Source organism: Aestuariibius violaceus (genome assembly GCF_040779325.2).
Lineage (GTDB): Bacteria > Pseudomonadota > Alphaproteobacteria > Rhodobacterales > Rhodobacteraceae > Aestuariibius > Aestuariibius violaceus.
Genome location: NZ_JBFONT020000003.1, coordinates 166,059 through 182,998, shown reverse-complemented (window position 1 = coordinate 182,998; position 16,940 = coordinate 166,059). Strand labels below are relative to the sequence as shown.

Below are 16,940 nucleotides of genomic sequence, written 5' to 3'. Positions count from 1 at the left end.
TAGCGACTTCCGGGGTATCTCCCCGGTATGGATGGCGCCTTCGACTGCCGCATCGCGGCCACGGCTCTGCAGCAACACCCTGCCTATGCCGACGCGCTTCGCAGCCTTGGCCACAGCGTCGGACGTGTCGGGCTGCATGCGGGGCGGCGGCGCATCGGCACGATGCAGGTTATCGAGCGGCGCTTTCCACTTATTGGTCGCATTGCTTACGGCGCGCGGGGGCCTGTCTGGACGGCTGAGGCCGACGATGTCACGCGGCGCGGAGCTCTTGCAACCCTCGCCGGCCAACGCCGTCCGATCGTCATCGATGCCGAAGCCCCATCGGACGCTAAAGCGCTCGCGGCCGCGGGCTTCTTCAGGCTCTCCCGCGGGCAGCCCCTCGCTCGCCTTGATCTCAGCATGCCCCACGAGCTTCGCCGGGCCTGTCTGCACCAGAAGTGGCGGAACCGCCTCGTTAAAGCGGAAAGCCACAAGCTGAAGCTACATCACGGGCCGATGTCTGCAGATCCCGATCATTGGGTGATCAAAGGGAATGCGCGCCACCGGAAAACGGTCGGGTACCGCGCTTTGCCGGATGCCCTCCTGCTCGCCCTTGCCGCCCAGGCACCTGATCGGGTGCAGCTCTTTTCCGCCTTTCATGAGGGACGCCCCTGCGCGGGGATGGTCTTTGTCCGTCATGGCGTCACGGCCAGCTACTATCTCGGCTGGTCGGGCGAGGTCGGACGGCGCCTGTCGGCCCATAACCTTCTTCTTTGGGAGGCGAGCTGCTGGCTTGCCGATCACGGCCACATCTGGCTGGATCTCCGCGTCTGTCCGGCCAATTCTGGCCTCGCGCGCTTCAAGCTTGGCACCGGCGCGTCATCCTGCACCCTTGGAGGGACCTGGATCAGCAGCCCCCTAACACGTCCCTTTCGCCGTCGGCCTGGATCGTCGGACAGAGGCGCCTAGTTCCCCAGCATCCAGCGGCCGTCCGGCCAGAACGCATGAAACGCGAAAGCGAACATGACATCATGGGCCACGTCCTGCCCCGCCTGATCCCGCACACGGACCGAACCGACGTCCCGCCCCTTTGAGATCTGCTGGGTATCGAGCGCGGACGTCTGACCGGCCTCCCATGTCAGAACAAGGCCCTCCTCGCTCACCACACCCGTGGTCAATCGTGAGACCGGCCAAGCCCGGTCTCCGACACGAACGACCCGGGCCAGCGCGGGAATATCATGTGGAGGAAGCTCTCCGGAATACAGAGAAGGCCGATGCGAGCTGTCATAGCTGACATAAGGGTTGGAGCCATAGTCACGTGACCAGCCAGGCTCCTCCATCACAAGTCCGTCCGGATTGCGCCCATGAAACTGACCCCAACTCTCCATCCAGGTCGGGATCTGTCTCAGCGTGGTGCCGGTCAGTTGGCCAACGATGGCCTCACCCATGGCCTGCTGCCACCAGCTTTCCGTCTCGCGATCATACATGATCATGTCGGAGTTACGCAGTTTACCCGAGACACCAAAGCTCAACGGTCCCGACGCCGTCCGCCGGTCAAAGACGATCCCGGAATTGCAGAGCGGACAGAACGTGATCGCGACCGGCACACCTGCGACCGTATCGTTCACGATCTCGTGCCATGTCAGGTACCGGAGCGGATAGGCATGGGGGATAGCCCCGTCGATTTCCACCGTGATGACCGGTTCCCGGTCGTCCAGCCACCGATCGTCGCTGACCTGGATCATCGTCGGATCGTCGAGCGCCGGAATCCCGTCTTTCGGCGGACCGCCGGACAGGATCTCGACCCAGGACGATAGGCTGGTCCGGCTGAAGTCGGTCCGTGGCCATTCCCGTGCCCAGAACTCAGGGCTCGCCGCAACCGACTGAACAGCAAGAACAAAAGCGGCGAACCCGCTAAGCAAACGCAACAGCATCACCAATCTCCCTGAGGGAAAGATGGCAGGGCCGGCTTGGACGAGCCAGCCCGATGCGCTCACAAAGCTTGCACTATGGCGTGACCCGCACCTCGGCCATCCGGTCGGGGGAGATCGTGACGGCGCCGTTCGGTCCGTTGCCGCGCTTGATTTGATCGATGATCTCCATCCCTGACGTGACCTCGCCCACCACGGTGTATTGACCGTTCAGGTGCGATGCGGGCGCGAACATGATGAAGAACTGACTGTTTGCGGAGTCGGGGCTGGAGCTGCGGGCCATGCCCACGGTACCACGTTCGAACGGCCGGTCCGAAAACTCCGCCGCAAGGTCCGGCCGGTTCGAACCGCCGGTACCCGCCCGTGCCAGATTACCCTCCGGCCCGCCATGCTGGACATCGCCGGTCTGGGCCATGAACCCATCGATCACCCGGTGGAAGACGACGCCGTCATAGGCACCTTCCTCTGCCAGTGTGGTGATCTGTTCCACGTGGTTTGGCGCAACATCCTCAAAAAGATCAATGACGACAGTGCCTTGCGCCTCTCCAGCGATGTTGACCTCAAGGCCCGTTGCCGCGGCAGGACCCGCGGCAAGGACGGCCAGAACTGCGAGACTACGCATCGGCGGCCACCTTCACGCTGATCATCTTGTCGGGGTTCATTGGCGGCTCTCCTCGAATGATCTTGTCGACGTGCTCCATACCTTCAATGACCCGCCCGTAGACCGTGTATTGGCCGTTCAGGAAGTGGTTGTCGCTGAAGTTGATAAAGAATTGCGAATTGGCCGAGTCTGGATTCTGCGACCGTGCCGCACCCAATGTACCGCGGTCATGGGGCAGTTTCGAGAATTCCGCGGGCAGATCGGGCAGGTCCGACCCACCGGTCCCCGCGCGCCCGATATTGAAATCCTTGTCGAAATTGCCGTGCGCCACATCGCCGGTCTGGGCCATGAACCCATCGATCACCCGGTGGAAGACAACACCATCATATGCACCAGCACGAGCCAGCTCCTTCATCCGTTCGCTGTGCTTCGGCGCCACGTCCGGCAAAAGCTCGATGGTGACAGGCCCATCCTTAAGCTCGATGACGATCGTGTTTTCCGGATCTTTGATCTCTGCCACGGAGACCTCCCTTTGCTTTCATTTCGCCAGACCCTAGGGCGCTTGCGGCTGGATGCCAACCGGTCCGCCTTGACCCGGGCGGATGGGCGCGCGATCACCCGCGCAACGGGTCTCCACGGAGGGTGCAAGATGGCATGGACGCGCTTTGACGATCTCGACTTGGTGGGAAAGAGGGTTTTGACGCGGGTCGACATCAACGTCCCGGTCGAGGACGGTCACGTCACGGATGCCACCCGGATCGAACGCATCGTGCCGACGGTGAAGGCCATTCTGGAGCGGGGGGGACGACCGATCCTTCTGGCGCATTTCGGGCGTCCGAAGGGCAAGGTCGTCGACGACATGTCGCTGCGTCAGCTTGTCCCGGCGCTTGAGGAGGCGTTCGGGGCGCGGGTGAGGTTCGCCGCGGATTGCATAGGGGCAGAAGCCGAAAGCGCAGCGGGGTCCCTGGCAGAAGGTGAGGTCTTACTCCTTGAAAACACACGTTTTCATGCGGAGGAAGAGGCGAACGACCCCGCCTTCGCCGCCGAGATGGCGAAGCTGGGCGATGTCTATGTGAACGACGCCTTTTCGGCCGCCCACAGGGCCCATGCCTCGACCGAGGGCGTGGCGCAGCACCTGACGTCGGCCGCAGGGCTTTTGATGGCGCAGGAGCTTGAAGCGCTGGAAAGCGCGCTGGAGGCGCCCGAGCGCCCCGTCATCGCGGTGGTCGGCGGGGCGAAGGTTTCGACCAAACTGGAGTTGTTGGGGCATCTCATCGGCAAGGTGGATCGGCTGGTCATCGGCGGGGGCATGGCGAATACGTTTCTGGCGGCGCAGGGACACGAGATCGGCAAATCCCTGGCTGAGCATGAGATGACGGACACCGCTTGCGAAATCCTTAATCAGGCGGACGCCGGGGGTCGCGAGATCATCCTGCCGTCGGACGTGGTGATCGCGCGGGAGTTCAAGGCGCATGCAGCGCATGAGACGGTGGGCGCACAGGAGTGCCCGGAGGACGCGATGATTCTTGATGCGGGCCCGGCGACGGTCGAGCAGATCAAGGATGCGATAGATGCCTCCAAGACATTGATTTGGAACGGTCCTTTGGGGGCGTTCGAGATCGAACCCTTCGATGCCGCGACCAACGCGGCTGCGCGTCACGCGGCAGAGCGGACGGCGGCGGGGCAGCTGGTTTCGGTTGCGGGAGGCGGAGATACCGTCTCTGCGCTGAACAAGGCGGGCGCTGCGGAGCGGTTCAGCTACATCTCGACGGCAGGCGGCGCTTTTCTGGAATGGATGGAGGGCAAGACCCTTCCCGGGGTCGCCGCTTTGGAGACGTGATCGGCGGGCTTTCGCCGGTTGGCGGCGAAAAGCGCCGGGAAAACCGACTGTTAGCGAAAACAGGCGATCCTGTGAGCGCTAAAAGCGTTGTGCCTCCGTCCGCCCTTGCCTACCCGGAAAGAGCACCCATCAGCGACCGGAAAGGACATCACGATGAAGGCGACGCGCGCGGTTCAACAGATCCTGGCGAATTACGAGGGCGAGCCGCCGGGGGTGAAGGCGCAGCTGTGCCGGATGCTGATGACGGGGAAACTCGGCGGGACGGGCAAGATGATCATTCTGCCTGTAGATCAAGGGTTTGAGCATGGTCCGGCGCGGTCGTTTGCGCCCAATCCGGAGGCGTATGACCCGCATTATCATTACAAGCTGGCGATCGATGCAGGGCTGAATGCCTATGCGGCCCCCCTTGGAATGCTGGAGGCGGGGGCGGATACGTTTGCGGGGCAGATCCCGACGATCCTCAAGGTGAATTCGGCTAACTCCTTGATGCCGGACGACCAATCAAAGAACCAGGCGATCACGGCCAGCGTGGATGACGCGCTTCGGATCGGGGCCTCGGCGATCGGGTTCACGATTTATCCGGGGTCGTCGTCGGGGCTGGAAATGTTCGAGGAAATCAAGGAGATGCGGCGCGAAGCTCAGGCGAAGGGTGTGGCGACCGTCATCTGGTCCTACCCGCGTGGCGAATCCCTGGACAAGGACGGCGAGACGGCGATTGATATAGCCGCCTATGCGGCGCAGATCGCGGCGCTGTTGGGTGCGCATGTCATCAAGATCAAGCTGTCGACCGATTATCTGTCGCTACCGGAAGCGAAAAAAGTCTATGAATCCGAGGGGATAGATGTCTCTTCGCAAGCCGCGCGGGTGCGTCATTGCGTGCAGTCAGCCTTCAACGGGCGGCGGATCATGGTGTTCTCCGGCGGGTCGAAGAAGGGAAGTGATGCAGTCTATGACGACGCGCGCGCCATTCGTGACGGCGGCGGGAACGGGTCGATCATCGGACGGAACTCTTTCCAGCGGAGCCGGGCGGACGCGATGGAGATGCTGGGCAAGCTGATGGATATCTATCGGGGCAAAGCCTGAGGCGGCATCGCGTCGGCATTCCGTCGGCATTCCGTCGGACACATTTTCGGGCATGATTTTGGGAAATCGCCGGTTTTCTGAGGAAATTGGCGATTTTCCCCCGAAAAATTCATAAGTCGCCGCTTATGGGTGATCCCCATGTATAAGCCGCCGCCTATAGGTCGTCCGAACCCATAAGTCGTCCCTTATCGATCGGTCAGACCGGGCCGAGCCGGTCGAGGACACCGCCGGTATCGAGCCCGGTCACCGCCCCGGAGGTCAGCCCGCGATCCGCGTTCAGCCGGGTCGCCACATAGCCGTCGGCCGTGGCGGGCGGCGCGGTGCGGATCAGGACGGAGGCGGTGAGGAGCGTCGCGGTGCGCTCGGCAAAGAGGCGCGCCTCGGCCTCTTCGATCCCGCCGGACCAGCGCGCCTCGTGCGCCTCGAGCGCGATGTCGTAGCGGCGGTCGGCGCCGGTGGCGGCGGCGAGTTCGGCGGTGAGCGCCTCGGCCGCGTCGGGCTCGCGGTGGAGGGTGCGGAGGATATCGAGGCAGATGATGTTGCCCGAGCCTTCCCAGATGCCGTTGAGCGGCGCCTCACGGTAAAGCATCGGCATCGGCGTTTCCTCGATGTAGCCCATGCCGCCCAGCACCTCCATCGCCTCGACCGTGACGGCCGGGCAGCGCTTGTTGGAGAGGTATTTGGCGAGGGCGACAGCGATGCGGGCGAAGGGGCGCTGGTCGGGATCGTCGAAGGCGGCGGCCACGCGCAGGCCGAGGGCGGTGGCGCCTTCCCAATCGAGCGTGAGGTCGGCGAGGACGGACCGCATCAAGGGTTGATCGATCAGCTTGCGCTGGAAGGCGGTGCGGTGGGCGGCCCACCAATGGGCCTCGGCCAGCGCCGCGCGCATGAGGCCGGCGGGCGCCATCGCGGTATCGAGCCGGGTGTGATGCACCATCTCGATGATGGTGGCGACGCCCCTGCCCTCTTCCCCCAGCTGGTAGGCAAGCGCGTCGTCATATTCGATCTCGGCCGAGGCGTTGGCCTTGTTGCCGAGTTTGTCCTTGAGACGCATGAGGCGGATGGCGTTGGGGCCGTCCGGCAGCCAGCGCGGGACGAGGAAGCAGGTCAGGCCGTGGTCGGTCTGGGCGAGCGTCAGGAAGCCGTCGGACATCGGCGCGGAGCAGAACCATTTGTGCCCCGTCAGCCGCCACGCGTCGCCATCGGGATCGGCGCGGGTTGTGTTGGCGCGGACGTCGGAGCCGCCCTGTTTTTCGGTCATCGCCATGCCGAGTGTGGCCGCGGCTTTGTCCTCGATCGGCTTCTCGGACGGGTCGTAGCCGCGGGTGGTGAGTTTGGGCGCCCACGCCTCGGCCAGCGGGCCGTGGAGCGCGGGGATCGCGGCGTAGGTCATCGTGAGCGGGCAGCAGATGCCCGGTTCGACCTGGCTCATCAGGTAGACCTGGGCGGCGTGGGTCGTGTGGCGCCCGCCGGTCCAGGGGCCCGCGGCATAGCCCGCCTCGAGCCCGAGCGTCATCAGGCGGTGATAGGCCGGGTGGAAGGTGACGCGGTCGCGACGGCGGCCGGTGCGGTCGAAGATCTGCGCCTCTGGCGGGTGGCGGCGGGCGGCGTCGCCCAGCGCCCAGGCGTCGAGTTCGACGATGGCGCGGCCGAACGCCTCTTGCGGGATGCCTTTCTGCGCTGTCAGGTGATCCTGCAGCACCGGATCGTCCGCCCAGGGGTCGCGGGGATCGGCGCGTTCCGGCTGGTTTAAGACATCGTGCGTATCCATAAGGGAATCTTAGCGAAAGGGGATTCCCAAAGCGAATCGGATATGCGAGTCTGCGTGGGCACGGGTCCGACAGAGGCCCGGTGAGTAGAGGCACGGGTGATATGGGTGGGCGGCAGCGTCCGGCTTTCGGCGGTTTGCTATATTCGATCGGGGCGCTTCTTTTGGCGCTCTATTTCACCTTTGCCGCCGTGCAGGGGGATTACGGGCTGTTCCAGCGGGCCGAGGTCGACGCGGAGGCGGTTCAGCTTGAGACCGAACTGGAGGCCCTGCGGGCCGAGGTGGCGCGGATGGAGATCCTGACCCGCCGGCTGTCGGATGAGTACCTGGACCTCGATCTTCTGGACGAACAGGCGCGGGACATGCTGGGCATGGTGCGCGCAGACGAGATCGTGCTGCCCTAGACGCCAGCCTCGGCCATACGCTGCAGGCCCATTCCGGCAAAGAGCATCAGCATCAACACGATGAAGCTGGCATAGAAGGTGTAGTAGTAGACCTTGCCCGCAATGCCGAGGCGGTGAACGTTCGCGTACAGCCGGTTAAACGGGACATCGCGCGGCTTGGCGATCAGGAGCGCCAGGAAGAACGGCGTCATGAAGACCAGCAGGATAGCGAAATACGGATCCATATAGTCTGGGGCGCGGACGAAGCCGAAGTTGAAGGCAAGCGCCCCCTTGGGCACTGCGATCAAGGCGAGTGCGGATGGGATGGCGTAAAGAGCGCTTCTAAGCATTTCAGGAGGTTTTCCGACAAGGTGAGTTCCCTTTCGACGTGACGACGGAATCCGGCGCCATTGGGGCGTCGACATGAAATTTGGCGGTTTCCGATTGGGAGGCGGGAACCACAAGAGCGTTTGGCGCTTGTTCCCCAACAAGCCGGACGCCCTTGCGGATTTCGGGGGTCGCAATCCGGCGAGGGCTGGGCTAGGGATGGTTTAGCGTTAAACAATTCCCGGCCCGCCTTTGGGGAGGACATCTATGGCTGCGCGCAAGACGACCAAGAAACCCAATGTCTCGGCCGAGGAGCTGACGCATTACTACCGGGAAATGCTGCTGATCCGGCGGTTCGAGGAGAAGGCCGGCCAGCTTTACGGGATGGGCCTGATCGGGGGGTTCTGTCACCTCTATATCGGGCAGGAGGCAGTCGTCGTGGGTCTTGAGGCCACGGCGGAGGATGGTGACAAGCGCATCACCACCTACCGCGATCACGGGCACATGCTGGCCTGCGGGATGGACCCGAAGGGTGTCATGGCCGAGCTGACGGGGCGCGAGGGCGGCTTTTCCAAGGGGAAAGGCGGCTCGATGCACATGTTCTCGAAAGAGAAGGATTTCTATGGCGGCCACGGGATCGTGGGGGCCAATGTGCCGATCGGGGCGGGGCTGGCCTTCGCCGACAAGTACCGCGGCAACGACCGGGTGACGTTCACCTATTTCGGCGATGGGGCGGCCAACCAGGGACAGGTCTATGAGACCTACAACATGGCCGAGCTGTGGGACCTTCCGGTCGTCTTCGTGATCGAGAACAATCAGTATGCGATGGGAACCTCGGTCAAGCGCTCGACCAAGTCGCCCTCGCTCTGGGAGCGGGGGGCGGCTTACGGCATCCCGGGAGAAGAGGTCGACGGGATGGACGTTCTCGCCGTCAAATCCGCAGGTCAGAAGGCGGTGGACCACTGCCGCGCCGGCAAGGGGCCATACATTCTGGAAGTGAAGACCTACCGCTATCGCGGCCATTCGATGTCGGACCCGGCGAAGTATAGGACGCGGGAAGAGGTCCAGAAGATGCGTGACGAGCGCGATCCGATCGAGGCGGTCAAGCAGATGCTGCTGACCGGAAAGCACGCGAGCGAGGAGGACCTCAAGGCGATCGACAAGGAGATCAAGGACATCGTGAACGAGGCCGCCGAGTTCTCGAAGGAGAGCCCGGAGCCGGATGTCAGCGAGCTCTGGACCGATATCTACGCGGAGGAAGTGCCGCAGGAGGTGGCGTGATGGTGTTGAGAGCGGGGGCTCTCGCACTGGCCGCTTGTCTTGCCTCGCCTGTCTCGTCCCAGACGATCGAAGAGACGGTGACACAGATCAAGAATGCGGTGGATTGGTCGGGCAGGAGCAGCTCGAACACCGAGGAGATCACCTCGGTCCGTGTCCATGAGGACGGTTGCACCATCCGCGTCGGGATCGAACTCGTGCCGGACGGTCACCGGCTGAGCGCGCAGGCCATGGCGCGTGTGGTGGACATCGATCAGAATGCCATCCGGATCATCGACGGCCAGGACTGGCGCGAGGTCGTGCTGGAAAGCGCCGGAAACCGGACGGCGTGGCAGACGACGCTGACGATGGTGGCAAGCTCACCCGAGATCCCGGAAGTGCGGGCCGCCATTGCGAGCGGCGAGGCCGAGGGGGCCTGCGCAGCGGACAGATGCACGATCCGGAATGACGAGAACCGGATCGAGATCCCCGTTTTCGATCGGCTGACGGCCCGTCAGGAACGGGCGCTGATCACATCATTTCGAAATCTCGCGGCCCTGTGCAGACAGGCCGCGACCGCAAACCGCTGACGCGTGAGGACACCGAATGGCAACTGAAATCCTGATGCCCGCGCTCTCTCCCACGATGGAGGAAGGCACGCTCGCCAAGTGGCTGAAGAAGGAGGGCGATGAGGTCTCATCGGGCGATATCATCGCCGAGATCGAGACCGACAAGGCGACGATGGAATTCGAGGCGGTCGACGAGGGGATCCTCGGCAAGATCCTCGTCCAGGAGGGGACGGAGGGCGTGAAGGTAAACGCCCCCATCGCCGTTCTGGTCGAGGAAGGCGAGGATGCCTCGGCTATCGAGGTGTCCGACGAGCCCGCGCAGGCCCCTGCCCCGGCCGACAAGGAACAATCGTCGGAGACCGCGCCGGCCGCGGCGAAGAACCACCCCGAGCCGCAGGTCGACCGCTCCCCCGATTGGGCGGAGGGGACGGAGGTCAAGTCGATGACCGTCCGCGAGGCGCTGCGCGATGCGATGGCCGAGGAAATGCGCGCCGATGACGGCGTCTTCGTCATGGGCGAGGAGGTCGCGGAGTATCAGGGCGCCTACAAGATCACCCAAGGTCTGCTGGACGAGTTCGGCGCCAAGCGGGTGATCGACACTCCGATCACGGAGCATGGATTTGCCGGCCTCGGCGTGGGCGCCGCCTTCGGCGGGCTGAAGCCGATCGTGGAGTTCATGACGTGGAACTTCGCGATGCAGGCAATCGACCAGATCATCAACTCGGCGGCCAAGACGCTCTATATGTCGGGCGGGCAGATGGGCTGTCCGATGGTGTTCCGCGGGCCCAACGGTGCGGCGGCACGGGTCGCGGCGCAGCATTCCCAGGACTATGCGGCATGGTATTCGATGGTGCCGGGCCTGAAGGTCGCGATGCCTTACACGGCGGCGGATGCTAAGGGGCTGCTCAAGTCCGCCATTCGCGATCCGAACCCGGTGATCTTTCTGGAAAACGAGATCCTCTACGGGCGGTCCTTCGATGTGCCCGTGCTGGACGATTTCACCATCCCCTTCGGCAAGGCGCGAATTGCGCGGGCGGGCTCCGACGTGACGATCGTCAGCTTCGGGATCGGCATGACCTACGCGATGGAGGCCGCCGAGCGGCTGGCGGGCGATGGGATCGAGGCCGAGGTCATCGACCTGCGCACCCTGCGCCCCATGGACCGCGAGGCGATCATCGAGAGCGTCAAGAAGACCAACCGCTGCGTGACGGTCGAGGAAGGCTGGCCCGTGGGCTCCATCGGGAACCATATCTCGGCGGTGCTGATGGAGGAGGCGTTCGATTACCTGGACGCGCCGGTGATCAACTGCACGGGCAAGGATGTACCGATGCCCTATGCGGCGAACCTCGAGAAACTCGCGCTGGTCACGACAGACGAAGTGGTCGAGGCGGTGCGGAAGGTGACCTACAAGTGACCCACAAGATCGAGGTTCTGGGCCGCGATGCCGGGGCCGAGACCTACCGGCTGGCCGTCCACCTGCCCGACGGGCGGGTCGAGGTGGAGCTGCCCGAGCGGCTGGCGGGGACGCGGCCGTCGCACCAGACCGTCCATGAACACCTCGCGCGTGACAGCCGCGCCATCCTCCGCGCCGCCCGTGCTCGGCTGGAGGGCCGGACACCGCGCGCGCCCTATGACACTCTCACCCTGATCGGGGAGCCGACCAATGCCGACTGACGGTCAGACATTGGAAGGTTCTTCCTTCCGCGGAATATGTTCCGGCGGCGATTGGTGGGCGGCCTACGATGTGGAGAAATCCCTGTGGTTCAAGCGGATCATCGTCTTTGCCGCTCTTGAGGACCAGAGCCGCGGGGGTCTCACTGTTCGAGGCATGGACGAAACCGATATCGTTGACGACCCGGATACCTTCGCAGACAGCCACGGCAACTTTCGTGGCTATGTTCATTCATCCGATTTCTCCGTTCTCGGCAAGTCTCTCAAGCCGGACGTAGAGAAGCGGTTTCGCCGCTGACTTTTGGGGAGCCAACCAATGCCAACTGAAATCCTGATGCCCGCGCTCTCGCCCACGATGGAGGAGGGCACGCTTGCCAAGTGGCTGGTGAAGGAGGGAGACACGGTCTCGTCCGGGGATCTGCTGGCCGAGATCGAGACCGACAAGGCGACGATGGAATTCGAAGCGGTCGATGAAGGCGTTGTCGGCAAGATTCTCGTCAACGAAGGCACCGAGGGCGTGAAGGTGAACGCGCCGATCGCGGTGCTGCTCGACGACGGCGAGAGTGCGGACGATATCGGTGAGGTGTCGGCTGAGCCGAAGGAGGCGCCGGCGTCCACCGACGCGGCCCCGGCAGAGCCGTCCGAGCAGACGGAACCCGCCCAGGGTTACGGGCGCAACGGATCGGCGGCGCAGACCGCCCCCGCCCCGGAGCGCGGCGATGGAGAGCGGATCTTCGCTTCGCCGCTGGCCCGCCGGATCGCCAAGGACAAGGGGATCGACCTGAGCGACCTTAAGGGCTCCGGCCCCCGCGGGCGCATCGTGAAGGCGGATGTGGAAGGCTACGAGCCGTCGACGGCGGCCCCCGCGAAGGACGCGCCGAAGGCCGCCACCGGCGAGGCCCCGAAGGCCGCGATGGCGACCGGGCCGTCGACCGATGCCGTCCTCAAGATGTACGCCGATCGCGAGACCGAGGAGGTCACGCTCGACGGGATGCGCAAGACGATCGCGGCGCGGTTGGGCGAGGCCAAGCAGACGATCCCGCATTTCTACCTGCGCCGGGATATCCGGCTGGATGCGCTGATGGCGTTCCGGAAGGACCTGAATGCGCAGCTGGAGGCCCGCGGCGTGAAGCTGTCGGTCAACGATTTCATCATCAAGGCCTGCGCGCTGGCCCTGCAGGAGGTGCCGGATGCGAACGCCGTGTGGGCGAGCGACCGGATCCTGAAGCTGAAACCGTCGGACGTGGCCGTGGCCGTCGCGATCGAGGGCGGGCTCTTCACGCCGGTCCTGCGGGATGCGCACATGAAGTCGCTCTCGGCGCTCTCGGCCGAGATGAAGGATCTCGCCACCCGCGCGCGGGACCGCAAGCTGGCACCACATGAATACCAGGGCGGCAGCTTCGCGATCTCGAACCTCGGCATGTACGGGATCGACAATTTCGACGCGGTCATCAACCCGCCCCACGGATCGATCCTGGCGGTCGGCGCCGGGGTGAAGAAGCCCGTCGTCGGCAAGGACGGCGAACTGACGACGGCGATCGTCATGTCGGTGACGCTCAGCGTCGATCACCGGGTGATCGACGGCGCACTCGGGGCGGAGTTCCTGCAGGCGGTCGTGAACAACCTCGAAAACCCGATGGTGATGCTCGCCTGACCCTCCTCATCTTGCCGGAAATACTTCAGGGGATTTTCAAGGGGACAGCGTCCCCTTGAAGGCCTGCGCGGCCTGAGCGCGAAAGCATCACGCGCGGCGCAAGCCGCACCGGCAGATCACCGCATCCGCAGCCTGTTCCGGAGTGTCAGGGCCCGCCGGACGGCGGTTGCGATGGTGCCGAGGACGATGATCCAGAGCGTTAGTGTCAGAAGCACCGTCGAGCCGGTCAGGGCGGCAAAGATCGCACCGGCGGTCAGGGCGGCCATGCGGTGCGGCTTGGCCATCGGGCCGCGATAATCGGACGGCAAGCCCTCGGCGCGGCCGAACTCGCGGATATAGGCGGTCAGGATGGCGAGCGCTCCGGCGGCCCAGCCGAGGGCGGGGAGGCCAGCCGCGGCCCCTGCCCCTGCCAGAAGAAGGAGGTCGGCGGGGCGATCCGGCGCCTCGTTCCAGAGCGGGCCGTCGGGCGCGGCCCGCCCGCCTTCGATGGCGACGAGGCCATCGAGGAGGTTGCAGAGGAGCCGGAGCTGGCAGAAGAGCGCGGCGCCGAGCAGGCACAGCGCGGGGAGCGCGTGGGCGGAGAGCCAGAAGAGCGCTCCGCCGAGGGCTGCGGCGGCGAGCGACAGGGCCGAGATCGTGTTGGGGGAGACGCCCTTGTCGGCAAGCCTGCGGGCGAGATCCTGCGCCCAGCGGGCGCTGCGGGTCTTCAACGGGCGGCGGTCGGCATTCATGCGGCGTACCAGTAGCGGGTCAGGTGGAAGAAGATCGGCGCGGCGAAGACGACCGAATCGAGCCGATCGATGAAGCCGCCATGGCCGGCGATGGAGTGCCCCCAATCCTTGACCCCGTGGGCGCGCTTGATGGCCGACATAACGAGCCCGCCGAGAAAACCCATCAGAGCGATGATGAGCGCGATCAGTCCGGCGGCAAACGGCGTGAAGGGGGTGATCCACCATAGCGCCGCTCCGATGAGCGCTGCGCTGAAGGTGCCGCCAACGAACCCCTCCCACGTCTTCGATGGCGACAGCGTGGGCGCGACCGGGTGACGGCCAAAGAGCTTGCCCCAGACGTATTGCAGCACGTCGCTGATCTGTACCACGAGGACGAGGAAGACGATGAGGAGGATCGAACGCCCCTCGTAACCCGGGATCCGCAGGCTGAGCAGTGCAGGCACGTGGGAGGCGCAGAAGACGCAGATCATCAGCGCCCACTGGGTTTCGGCGATCCGGGTGAGGAAGTCCTCGGTCCGGCCGCCAAGCACCGACACGATGGGGAGGAGGAGAAACGCATAGACCGGGATGAAGATCGAGTAGAGGCCGTACCAATCGGCCCAGATCAGCACGTACTGGATCGGCAGGATGACGAAGAAGGCCACGGCGAGCGCCCAGTGATCGGCCCGGTTGCGATGGGTAAGCGTGACGAATTCGCGAAGGGCTGCGAAAGAGCAGAGCGCGAAGAGCAGGACCACACCGATCCGGCCCATGAGAAGCGCGATGGCCAGCGCCGCCACCATCGCCCACCAGGCATCGATCCGGGCGTTGAGATTATCGATGACGGGGCTCCCCCCTTGTCCGGCAATGCGTGCATGCAGGACCCGCCCGATCGCTGTCGCCACAACGAGGAGGGCGAAGACGCCAAGGAGCACACGCCAGAGATCGGCACCGACCGTCGCAGTCATGCGGGACTGTCCTTGAGCATCAGGACGGCACCGCGGGCGCGGTCGAGGAAGGTCTGCTTGTCGTCGCCCTCCTCCAGCCGGATTGGCGCGCCGAAGGTGACGGAACAGATCACCGGGATCGGAATGATCTCTCCCTTCGGCATGGCGCGGTTGAGGTTGGCGATCCAGACCGGCACGATCTCGACCTTCGGGTGGCGCTCGGCGAGGTGGAAGAGGCCAGGCTTGAACGGCAGAAGATCGGCCCTGGTATCGTTGCGGGTGCCTTCGGGGAAGAGGATAAGCGACGTGCCGGCTTCAAGTGCGCGATCCATGACCTCGATCGGGTCTTCGCTGCGGTTCTCATGGGTGCGGTCGATCAAGACGGCGCGGAACACGTCTTCGCCGATGAAGCGGCGGAGCGGCGATTTGAGCCAGTAGTCAGCGGCAGCGACAGGCCGGACGGCAGCGCGGAGGAAAGGCGGGAGCGCGGCCCAGAGCAAGACGAAGTCGCCGTTGCTGGTGTGGTTCGCGATGTAGATGCGCTGCACCCGCGTCGGGCCGGTTCCGTGCCAAACCGGGCGAACCGCCGTGATGATGTGCGCAAAGAAGACGATCAGCCGGCCAAGCGGGCGCGCGATCAGGCGCATGGCCTTGCGGCGTGGCGTCTGGTCGTCCTCTCTCGTCACGTCTGGAGAGCGGTCAGCCGAGGATCTGGTCCATCATGACCGACGGCTGCGCACAGCCCGCCTCGCCCACGATCTTGGCGGGGACGCCCGCCACCGTTTTCATGGGCGGGACATCCTGGAGGACGACGGACCCCGCGGCGATGCGGCTGCAATGGCCGACAGTGATATTGCCGAGCACCTTGGCCCCCGCCCCGATCAGCACGCCGTTTTCGATCTTGGGGTGGCGATCGTCATGTTCCTTGCCTGTCCCGCCAAGTGTCACGGAATGCAGCATCGAGACATTATCGCCCACCACAGCCGTTTCGCCGATGACGATGGAATGGGCGTGGTCGATGAAGATCCCGCGGCCAATCCGGGCGGCCGGGTGGATGTCGATCCCGAACGCTTCGGATATCCGCATCTGGAAGAAATAGGCCAGATCGCGCCGCCCTTCGGTCCAGAGACAGTGGCCCACGCGGTAGGCCTGGATCGCCTGAAACCCCTTGAAGTAGAGAAGCGGCTGGATCAGGCGCAGGCAGGCCGGATCCCGGTCGAAGACCGCCACGAGGTCGGCCCGGGCAGCTGCGACAAGATCGGGGCTCTTGGTGAACGCCTCATCGGCCAACTCGCGCAGGATCTGTTCGGACATCTCCGGCGAGGCGAGCTTGACCGCGATCCGGTAGGCCAGAGCGCCACCGAGGGACCGGTGATGGAGGACCGAGGAATGGACGAGCCCGCTTAGCAGCGGCTCGTCGGTCACGGCCGCCTCGGCCTCTCCCGTGATGCGGGACCAGACGGGATCGAGTTCAGAGAGGTTTGGTCGGGTATCGGCCATGGCGGGCCCTCCTCGCTGGTGCCGTTCTAGGATAGATAGGGGCAAGCTGCCAAGAACAAAGGCGTGATGGGAGGCGTCACGGAAATGGATGAGACGGAAACGGCGCGGTACCGAAAGCGGCTTCAGGCGCTACGGGCGGGGCTGGATGAGGAAGAAGCGCTTGGGGCCGAGGGGCAGCGGGTGGTGACGTTGGATCAGCAATCGGTGGGGCGCCTCGCCCGGATGGACGCCTTGCAGCATCAGGCGATGGCGAAGGCGCAGGGGGCCCGGCGGGCGGCAGCGCGGGCGCGGATCAACGCGGCTTTGCGGCGGATCGCGGAAGGCGAGTACGGTTATTGCCTCGATTGTGGCGAGGTGCTGGAGGCTAGCCGGCTGGAGAGTGATCCTTCGGTTCCGCGCTGTCTGGACTGCACCCGCGGGTGAGGCAGGACTGATCTCTGCGCCAAGCAGCGAGGCCGGTCAGGACGTCTTCAAGGGCGTCGCACCAAGCAATGTCGTAGCGCGGCGATCGCGGTGCGAGGACGACCTGCGCCGCGGCCGCCGTTAATGTGCCGTCACCCAGACCCGCTGAAGCGCGACCGGTCTTCTTACGGATCCGGTCGGCGATATGGGCCCGTTCGCAAAGCGCATAGACGAGTGCTGCGCGCTTGTCGGGCGGCACCATAAGGGCCGCCCGCGCCGCGAAATCGATATCGACGGACAAGACCGCGCGCATGACCG

Annotated in this window: 21 protein-coding genes; 11 read left to right on the top strand and 10 right to left on the bottom strand. The window is 64.8% G+C overall.

Going from position 1 to position 16,940, the window contains the following annotated elements:
- Positions 1-27: 27 nt before the first annotated feature.
- Positions 28-948 (top strand): GNAT family N-acetyltransferase, encoded by a 921-nt coding sequence (locus AADZ90_RS12945; RefSeq protein WP_367310429.1) that lies wholly within the window; start codon positions 28-30, stop codon positions 946-948.
- On the opposite strand, the gene AADZ90_RS12940 is transcribed toward AADZ90_RS12945, so the two are convergent.
- From AADZ90_RS12940 to AADZ90_RS12930, 3 genes are all read right to left on the bottom strand, one after another.
- Complete coding sequence (locus tag AADZ90_RS12940; RefSeq protein WP_367310428.1) at positions 945-1,913, bottom strand: DUF3179 domain-containing protein; 969 nt, start codon at positions 1,911-1,913, stop codon at positions 945-947. The two genes, AADZ90_RS12945 and AADZ90_RS12940, sit on opposite strands and share 4 nt — an antisense overlap.
- Before the next feature lie 73 nt (positions 1,914-1,986).
- Positions 1,987-2,532 carry a peptidylprolyl isomerase gene (locus tag AADZ90_RS12935; protein WP_367310427.1) on the bottom strand — a complete coding sequence of 182 codons (546 nt, stop codon included), beginning with the start codon at positions 2,530-2,532 and terminating at the stop codon, positions 1,987-1,989.
- Positions 2,525-3,031 (bottom strand): peptidylprolyl isomerase, encoded by a 507-nt coding sequence (locus tag AADZ90_RS12930; protein WP_367310426.1) that lies wholly within the window; start codon positions 3,029-3,031, stop codon positions 2,525-2,527. The genes AADZ90_RS12935 and AADZ90_RS12930 overlap by 8 nt, the downstream gene beginning before the upstream one ends.
- A gap of 129 nt (positions 3,032-3,160) precedes the next feature.
- Here AADZ90_RS12930 and AADZ90_RS12925 point away from each other — a divergent pair, with 129 nt between their 5' ends.
- Together AADZ90_RS12925 and AADZ90_RS12920 are read left to right on the top strand one after the other, a co-directional pair.
- Positions 3,161-4,351: a phosphoglycerate kinase gene (locus AADZ90_RS12925; RefSeq protein WP_367310425.1), complete on the top strand. Its 1,191-nt coding sequence runs from the start codon at positions 3,161-3,163 to the stop codon at positions 4,349-4,351.
- Between the two features lie 153 nt (positions 4,352-4,504).
- Positions 4,505-5,434, top strand: coding sequence for a class I fructose-bisphosphate aldolase (locus AADZ90_RS12920; RefSeq protein ID WP_367310424.1), 930 nt, complete (start codon positions 4,505-4,507; stop codon positions 5,432-5,434).
- 196 nt (positions 5,435-5,630) lie between these two features.
- Here the strand turns inward: AADZ90_RS12920 and AADZ90_RS12915 are convergent, their stop codons facing one another.
- Positions 5,631-7,205 carry an acyl-CoA dehydrogenase family protein gene (locus AADZ90_RS12915; protein ID WP_367310423.1) on the bottom strand — a complete coding sequence of 525 codons (1,575 nt, stop codon included), beginning with the start codon at positions 7,203-7,205 and terminating at the stop codon, positions 5,631-5,633.
- Between the two features lie 101 nt (positions 7,206-7,306).
- On the opposite strand from AADZ90_RS12915, the gene AADZ90_RS12910 reads away from it, so the two are divergent.
- Positions 7,307-7,606, top strand: a complete 300-nt coding sequence (locus AADZ90_RS12910) for an FtsB family cell division protein (protein WP_367310595.1) — start codon at positions 7,307-7,309, stop codon at positions 7,604-7,606.
- Here AADZ90_RS12910 and AADZ90_RS12905 read toward each other — a convergent pair.
- Positions 7,603-7,935, bottom strand: coding sequence for a hypothetical protein (locus tag AADZ90_RS12905; RefSeq protein ID WP_367310422.1), 333 nt, complete (start codon positions 7,933-7,935; stop codon positions 7,603-7,605). The genes AADZ90_RS12910 and AADZ90_RS12905 overlap by 4 nt on opposite strands.
- A gap of 244 nt (positions 7,936-8,179) precedes the next feature.
- Here AADZ90_RS12905 and pdhA point away from each other — a divergent pair, with 244 nt between their 5' ends.
- Genes pdhA through AADZ90_RS12875 form a run of 6 tightly spaced genes read left to right on the top strand, consistent with a single transcriptional unit; the run spans position 8,180 to position 13,063 of the window.
- Entirely contained in the window at positions 8,180-9,193 is a 1,014-nt protein-coding gene (gene pdhA, locus AADZ90_RS12900) for a pyruvate dehydrogenase (acetyl-transferring) E1 component subunit alpha (RefSeq protein ID WP_367310421.1), read from the top strand.
- Positions 9,193-9,759 (top strand): hypothetical protein, encoded by a 567-nt coding sequence (locus tag AADZ90_RS12895; protein ID WP_367310420.1) that lies wholly within the window; start codon positions 9,193-9,195, stop codon positions 9,757-9,759. Before pdhA ends, AADZ90_RS12895 begins: the two co-directional genes overlap by 1 nt.
- 16 nt (positions 9,760-9,775) lie before the next feature.
- Positions 9,776-11,152 (top strand): pyruvate dehydrogenase complex E1 component subunit beta, encoded by a 1,377-nt coding sequence (locus tag AADZ90_RS12890; RefSeq protein WP_367310419.1) that lies wholly within the window; start codon positions 9,776-9,778, stop codon positions 11,150-11,152.
- Positions 11,149-11,412: a hypothetical protein gene (locus AADZ90_RS12885; protein WP_367310418.1), complete on the top strand. Its 264-nt coding sequence runs from the start codon at positions 11,149-11,151 to the stop codon at positions 11,410-11,412. The genes AADZ90_RS12890 and AADZ90_RS12885 overlap by 4 nt, the downstream gene beginning before the upstream one ends.
- On the top strand, positions 11,402-11,707 hold the full coding sequence (locus AADZ90_RS12880; RefSeq protein WP_367310417.1) for a hypothetical protein: 306 nt from the start codon (positions 11,402-11,404) through the stop codon (positions 11,705-11,707). Before AADZ90_RS12885 ends, AADZ90_RS12880 begins: the two co-directional genes overlap by 11 nt.
- Positions 11,708-11,725: 18 nt before the next feature.
- Positions 11,726-13,063, top strand: a complete 1,338-nt coding sequence (locus AADZ90_RS12875; protein ID WP_367310416.1) for a pyruvate dehydrogenase complex dihydrolipoamide acetyltransferase — start codon at positions 11,726-11,728, stop codon at positions 13,061-13,063.
- 116 nt (positions 13,064-13,179) lie between these two features.
- Here AADZ90_RS12875 and AADZ90_RS12870 read toward each other — a convergent pair whose 3' ends face one another.
- The 4 genes from AADZ90_RS12870 to cysE are packed head-to-tail and all read right to left on the bottom strand — an operon-like array spanning position 13,180 to position 16,220.
- Entirely contained in the window at positions 13,180-13,794 is a 615-nt protein-coding gene (locus AADZ90_RS12870) for a CDP-alcohol phosphatidyltransferase family protein (protein ID WP_367310415.1), read from the bottom strand.
- The gene (locus tag AADZ90_RS12865; RefSeq protein WP_367310414.1) at positions 13,791-14,741 is read right to left on the bottom strand and encodes a phosphatidate cytidylyltransferase; all 951 of its coding nucleotides are present in this window, start codon (positions 14,739-14,741) and stop codon (positions 13,791-13,793) included. The genes AADZ90_RS12870 and AADZ90_RS12865 overlap by 4 nt, the downstream gene beginning before the upstream one ends.
- Entirely contained in the window at positions 14,738-15,406 is a 669-nt protein-coding gene (locus tag AADZ90_RS12860; protein ID WP_367310413.1) for a lysophospholipid acyltransferase family protein, read from the bottom strand. Before AADZ90_RS12860 ends, AADZ90_RS12865 begins: the two co-directional genes overlap by 4 nt.
- 13 nt (positions 15,407-15,419) lie before the next feature.
- A complete protein-coding gene (gene cysE, locus AADZ90_RS12855) occupies positions 15,420-16,220 on the bottom strand; it encodes a serine O-acetyltransferase (protein WP_367310412.1) in 801 nt (266 codons plus the stop codon).
- Between the two features lie 84 nt (positions 16,221-16,304).
- On the opposite strand from cysE, the gene AADZ90_RS12850 reads away from it, so the two are divergent.
- Complete coding sequence (locus tag AADZ90_RS12850) at positions 16,305-16,643, top strand: TraR/DksA family transcriptional regulator (RefSeq protein WP_367310411.1); 339 nt, start codon at positions 16,305-16,307, stop codon at positions 16,641-16,643.
- Here the strand turns inward: AADZ90_RS12850 and AADZ90_RS12845 are convergent.
- Positions 16,585-16,935 (bottom strand): DUF7742 family protein, encoded by a 351-nt coding sequence (locus AADZ90_RS12845; RefSeq protein ID WP_367310410.1) that lies wholly within the window; start codon positions 16,933-16,935, stop codon positions 16,585-16,587. The genes AADZ90_RS12850 and AADZ90_RS12845 overlap by 59 nt on opposite strands.
- Positions 16,936-16,940 lie beyond the last annotated feature (5 nt).

Bases quoted from the DNA above. Each gene is read 5' to 3' on its own strand.
- AADZ90_RS12945 (WP_367310429.1), top strand. From the start codon at position 28: ATGGATGGCGCCTTCGACTGCCGCATCGCGGCCACGGCTCTGCAGCAA.
- AADZ90_RS12940 (WP_367310428.1), bottom strand. From the start codon at position 1,913: ATGCTGTTGCGTTTGCTTAGCGGGTTCGCCGCTTTTGTTCTTGCTGTT.
- AADZ90_RS12935 (WP_367310427.1), bottom strand. From the start codon at position 2,532: ATGCGTAGTCTCGCAGTTCTGGCCGTCCTTGCCGCGGGTCCTGCCGCG.
- AADZ90_RS12925 (WP_367310425.1), top strand. From the start codon at position 3,161: ATGGCATGGACGCGCTTTGACGATCTCGACTTGGTGGGAAAGAGGGTT.
- AADZ90_RS12920 (WP_367310424.1), top strand. From the start codon at position 4,505: ATGAAGGCGACGCGCGCGGTTCAACAGATCCTGGCGAATTACGAGGGC.
- AADZ90_RS12915 (WP_367310423.1), bottom strand. From the start codon at position 7,205: ATGGATACGCACGATGTCTTAAACCAGCCGGAACGCGCCGATCCCCGC.
- AADZ90_RS12910 (WP_367310595.1), top strand. From the start codon at position 7,307: ATGGGTGGGCGGCAGCGTCCGGCTTTCGGCGGTTTGCTATATTCGATC.
- AADZ90_RS12905 (WP_367310422.1), bottom strand. From the start codon at position 7,935: ATGCTTAGAAGCGCTCTTTACGCCATCCCATCCGCACTCGCCTTGATC.
- pdhA (WP_367310421.1), top strand. From the start codon at position 8,180: ATGGCTGCGCGCAAGACGACCAAGAAACCCAATGTCTCGGCCGAGGAG.
- AADZ90_RS12895 (WP_367310420.1), top strand. From the start codon at position 9,193: ATGGTGTTGAGAGCGGGGGCTCTCGCACTGGCCGCTTGTCTTGCCTCG.
- AADZ90_RS12890 (WP_367310419.1), top strand. From the start codon at position 9,776: ATGGCAACTGAAATCCTGATGCCCGCGCTCTCTCCCACGATGGAGGAA.
- AADZ90_RS12880 (WP_367310417.1), top strand. From the start codon at position 11,402: ATGCCGACTGACGGTCAGACATTGGAAGGTTCTTCCTTCCGCGGAATA.
- AADZ90_RS12875 (WP_367310416.1), top strand. From the start codon at position 11,726: ATGCCAACTGAAATCCTGATGCCCGCGCTCTCGCCCACGATGGAGGAG.
- AADZ90_RS12870 (WP_367310415.1), bottom strand. From the start codon at position 13,794: ATGAATGCCGACCGCCGCCCGTTGAAGACCCGCAGCGCCCGCTGGGCG.
- AADZ90_RS12865 (WP_367310414.1), bottom strand. From the start codon at position 14,741: ATGACTGCGACGGTCGGTGCCGATCTCTGGCGTGTGCTCCTTGGCGTC.
- cysE (WP_367310412.1), bottom strand. From the start codon at position 16,220: ATGGCCGATACCCGACCAAACCTCTCTGAACTCGATCCCGTCTGGTCC.
- AADZ90_RS12850 (WP_367310411.1), top strand. From the start codon at position 16,305: ATGGATGAGACGGAAACGGCGCGGTACCGAAAGCGGCTTCAGGCGCTA.
- AADZ90_RS12845 (WP_367310410.1), bottom strand. From the start codon at position 16,935: ATGCGCGCGGTCTTGTCCGTCGATATCGATTTCGCGGCGCGGGCGGCC.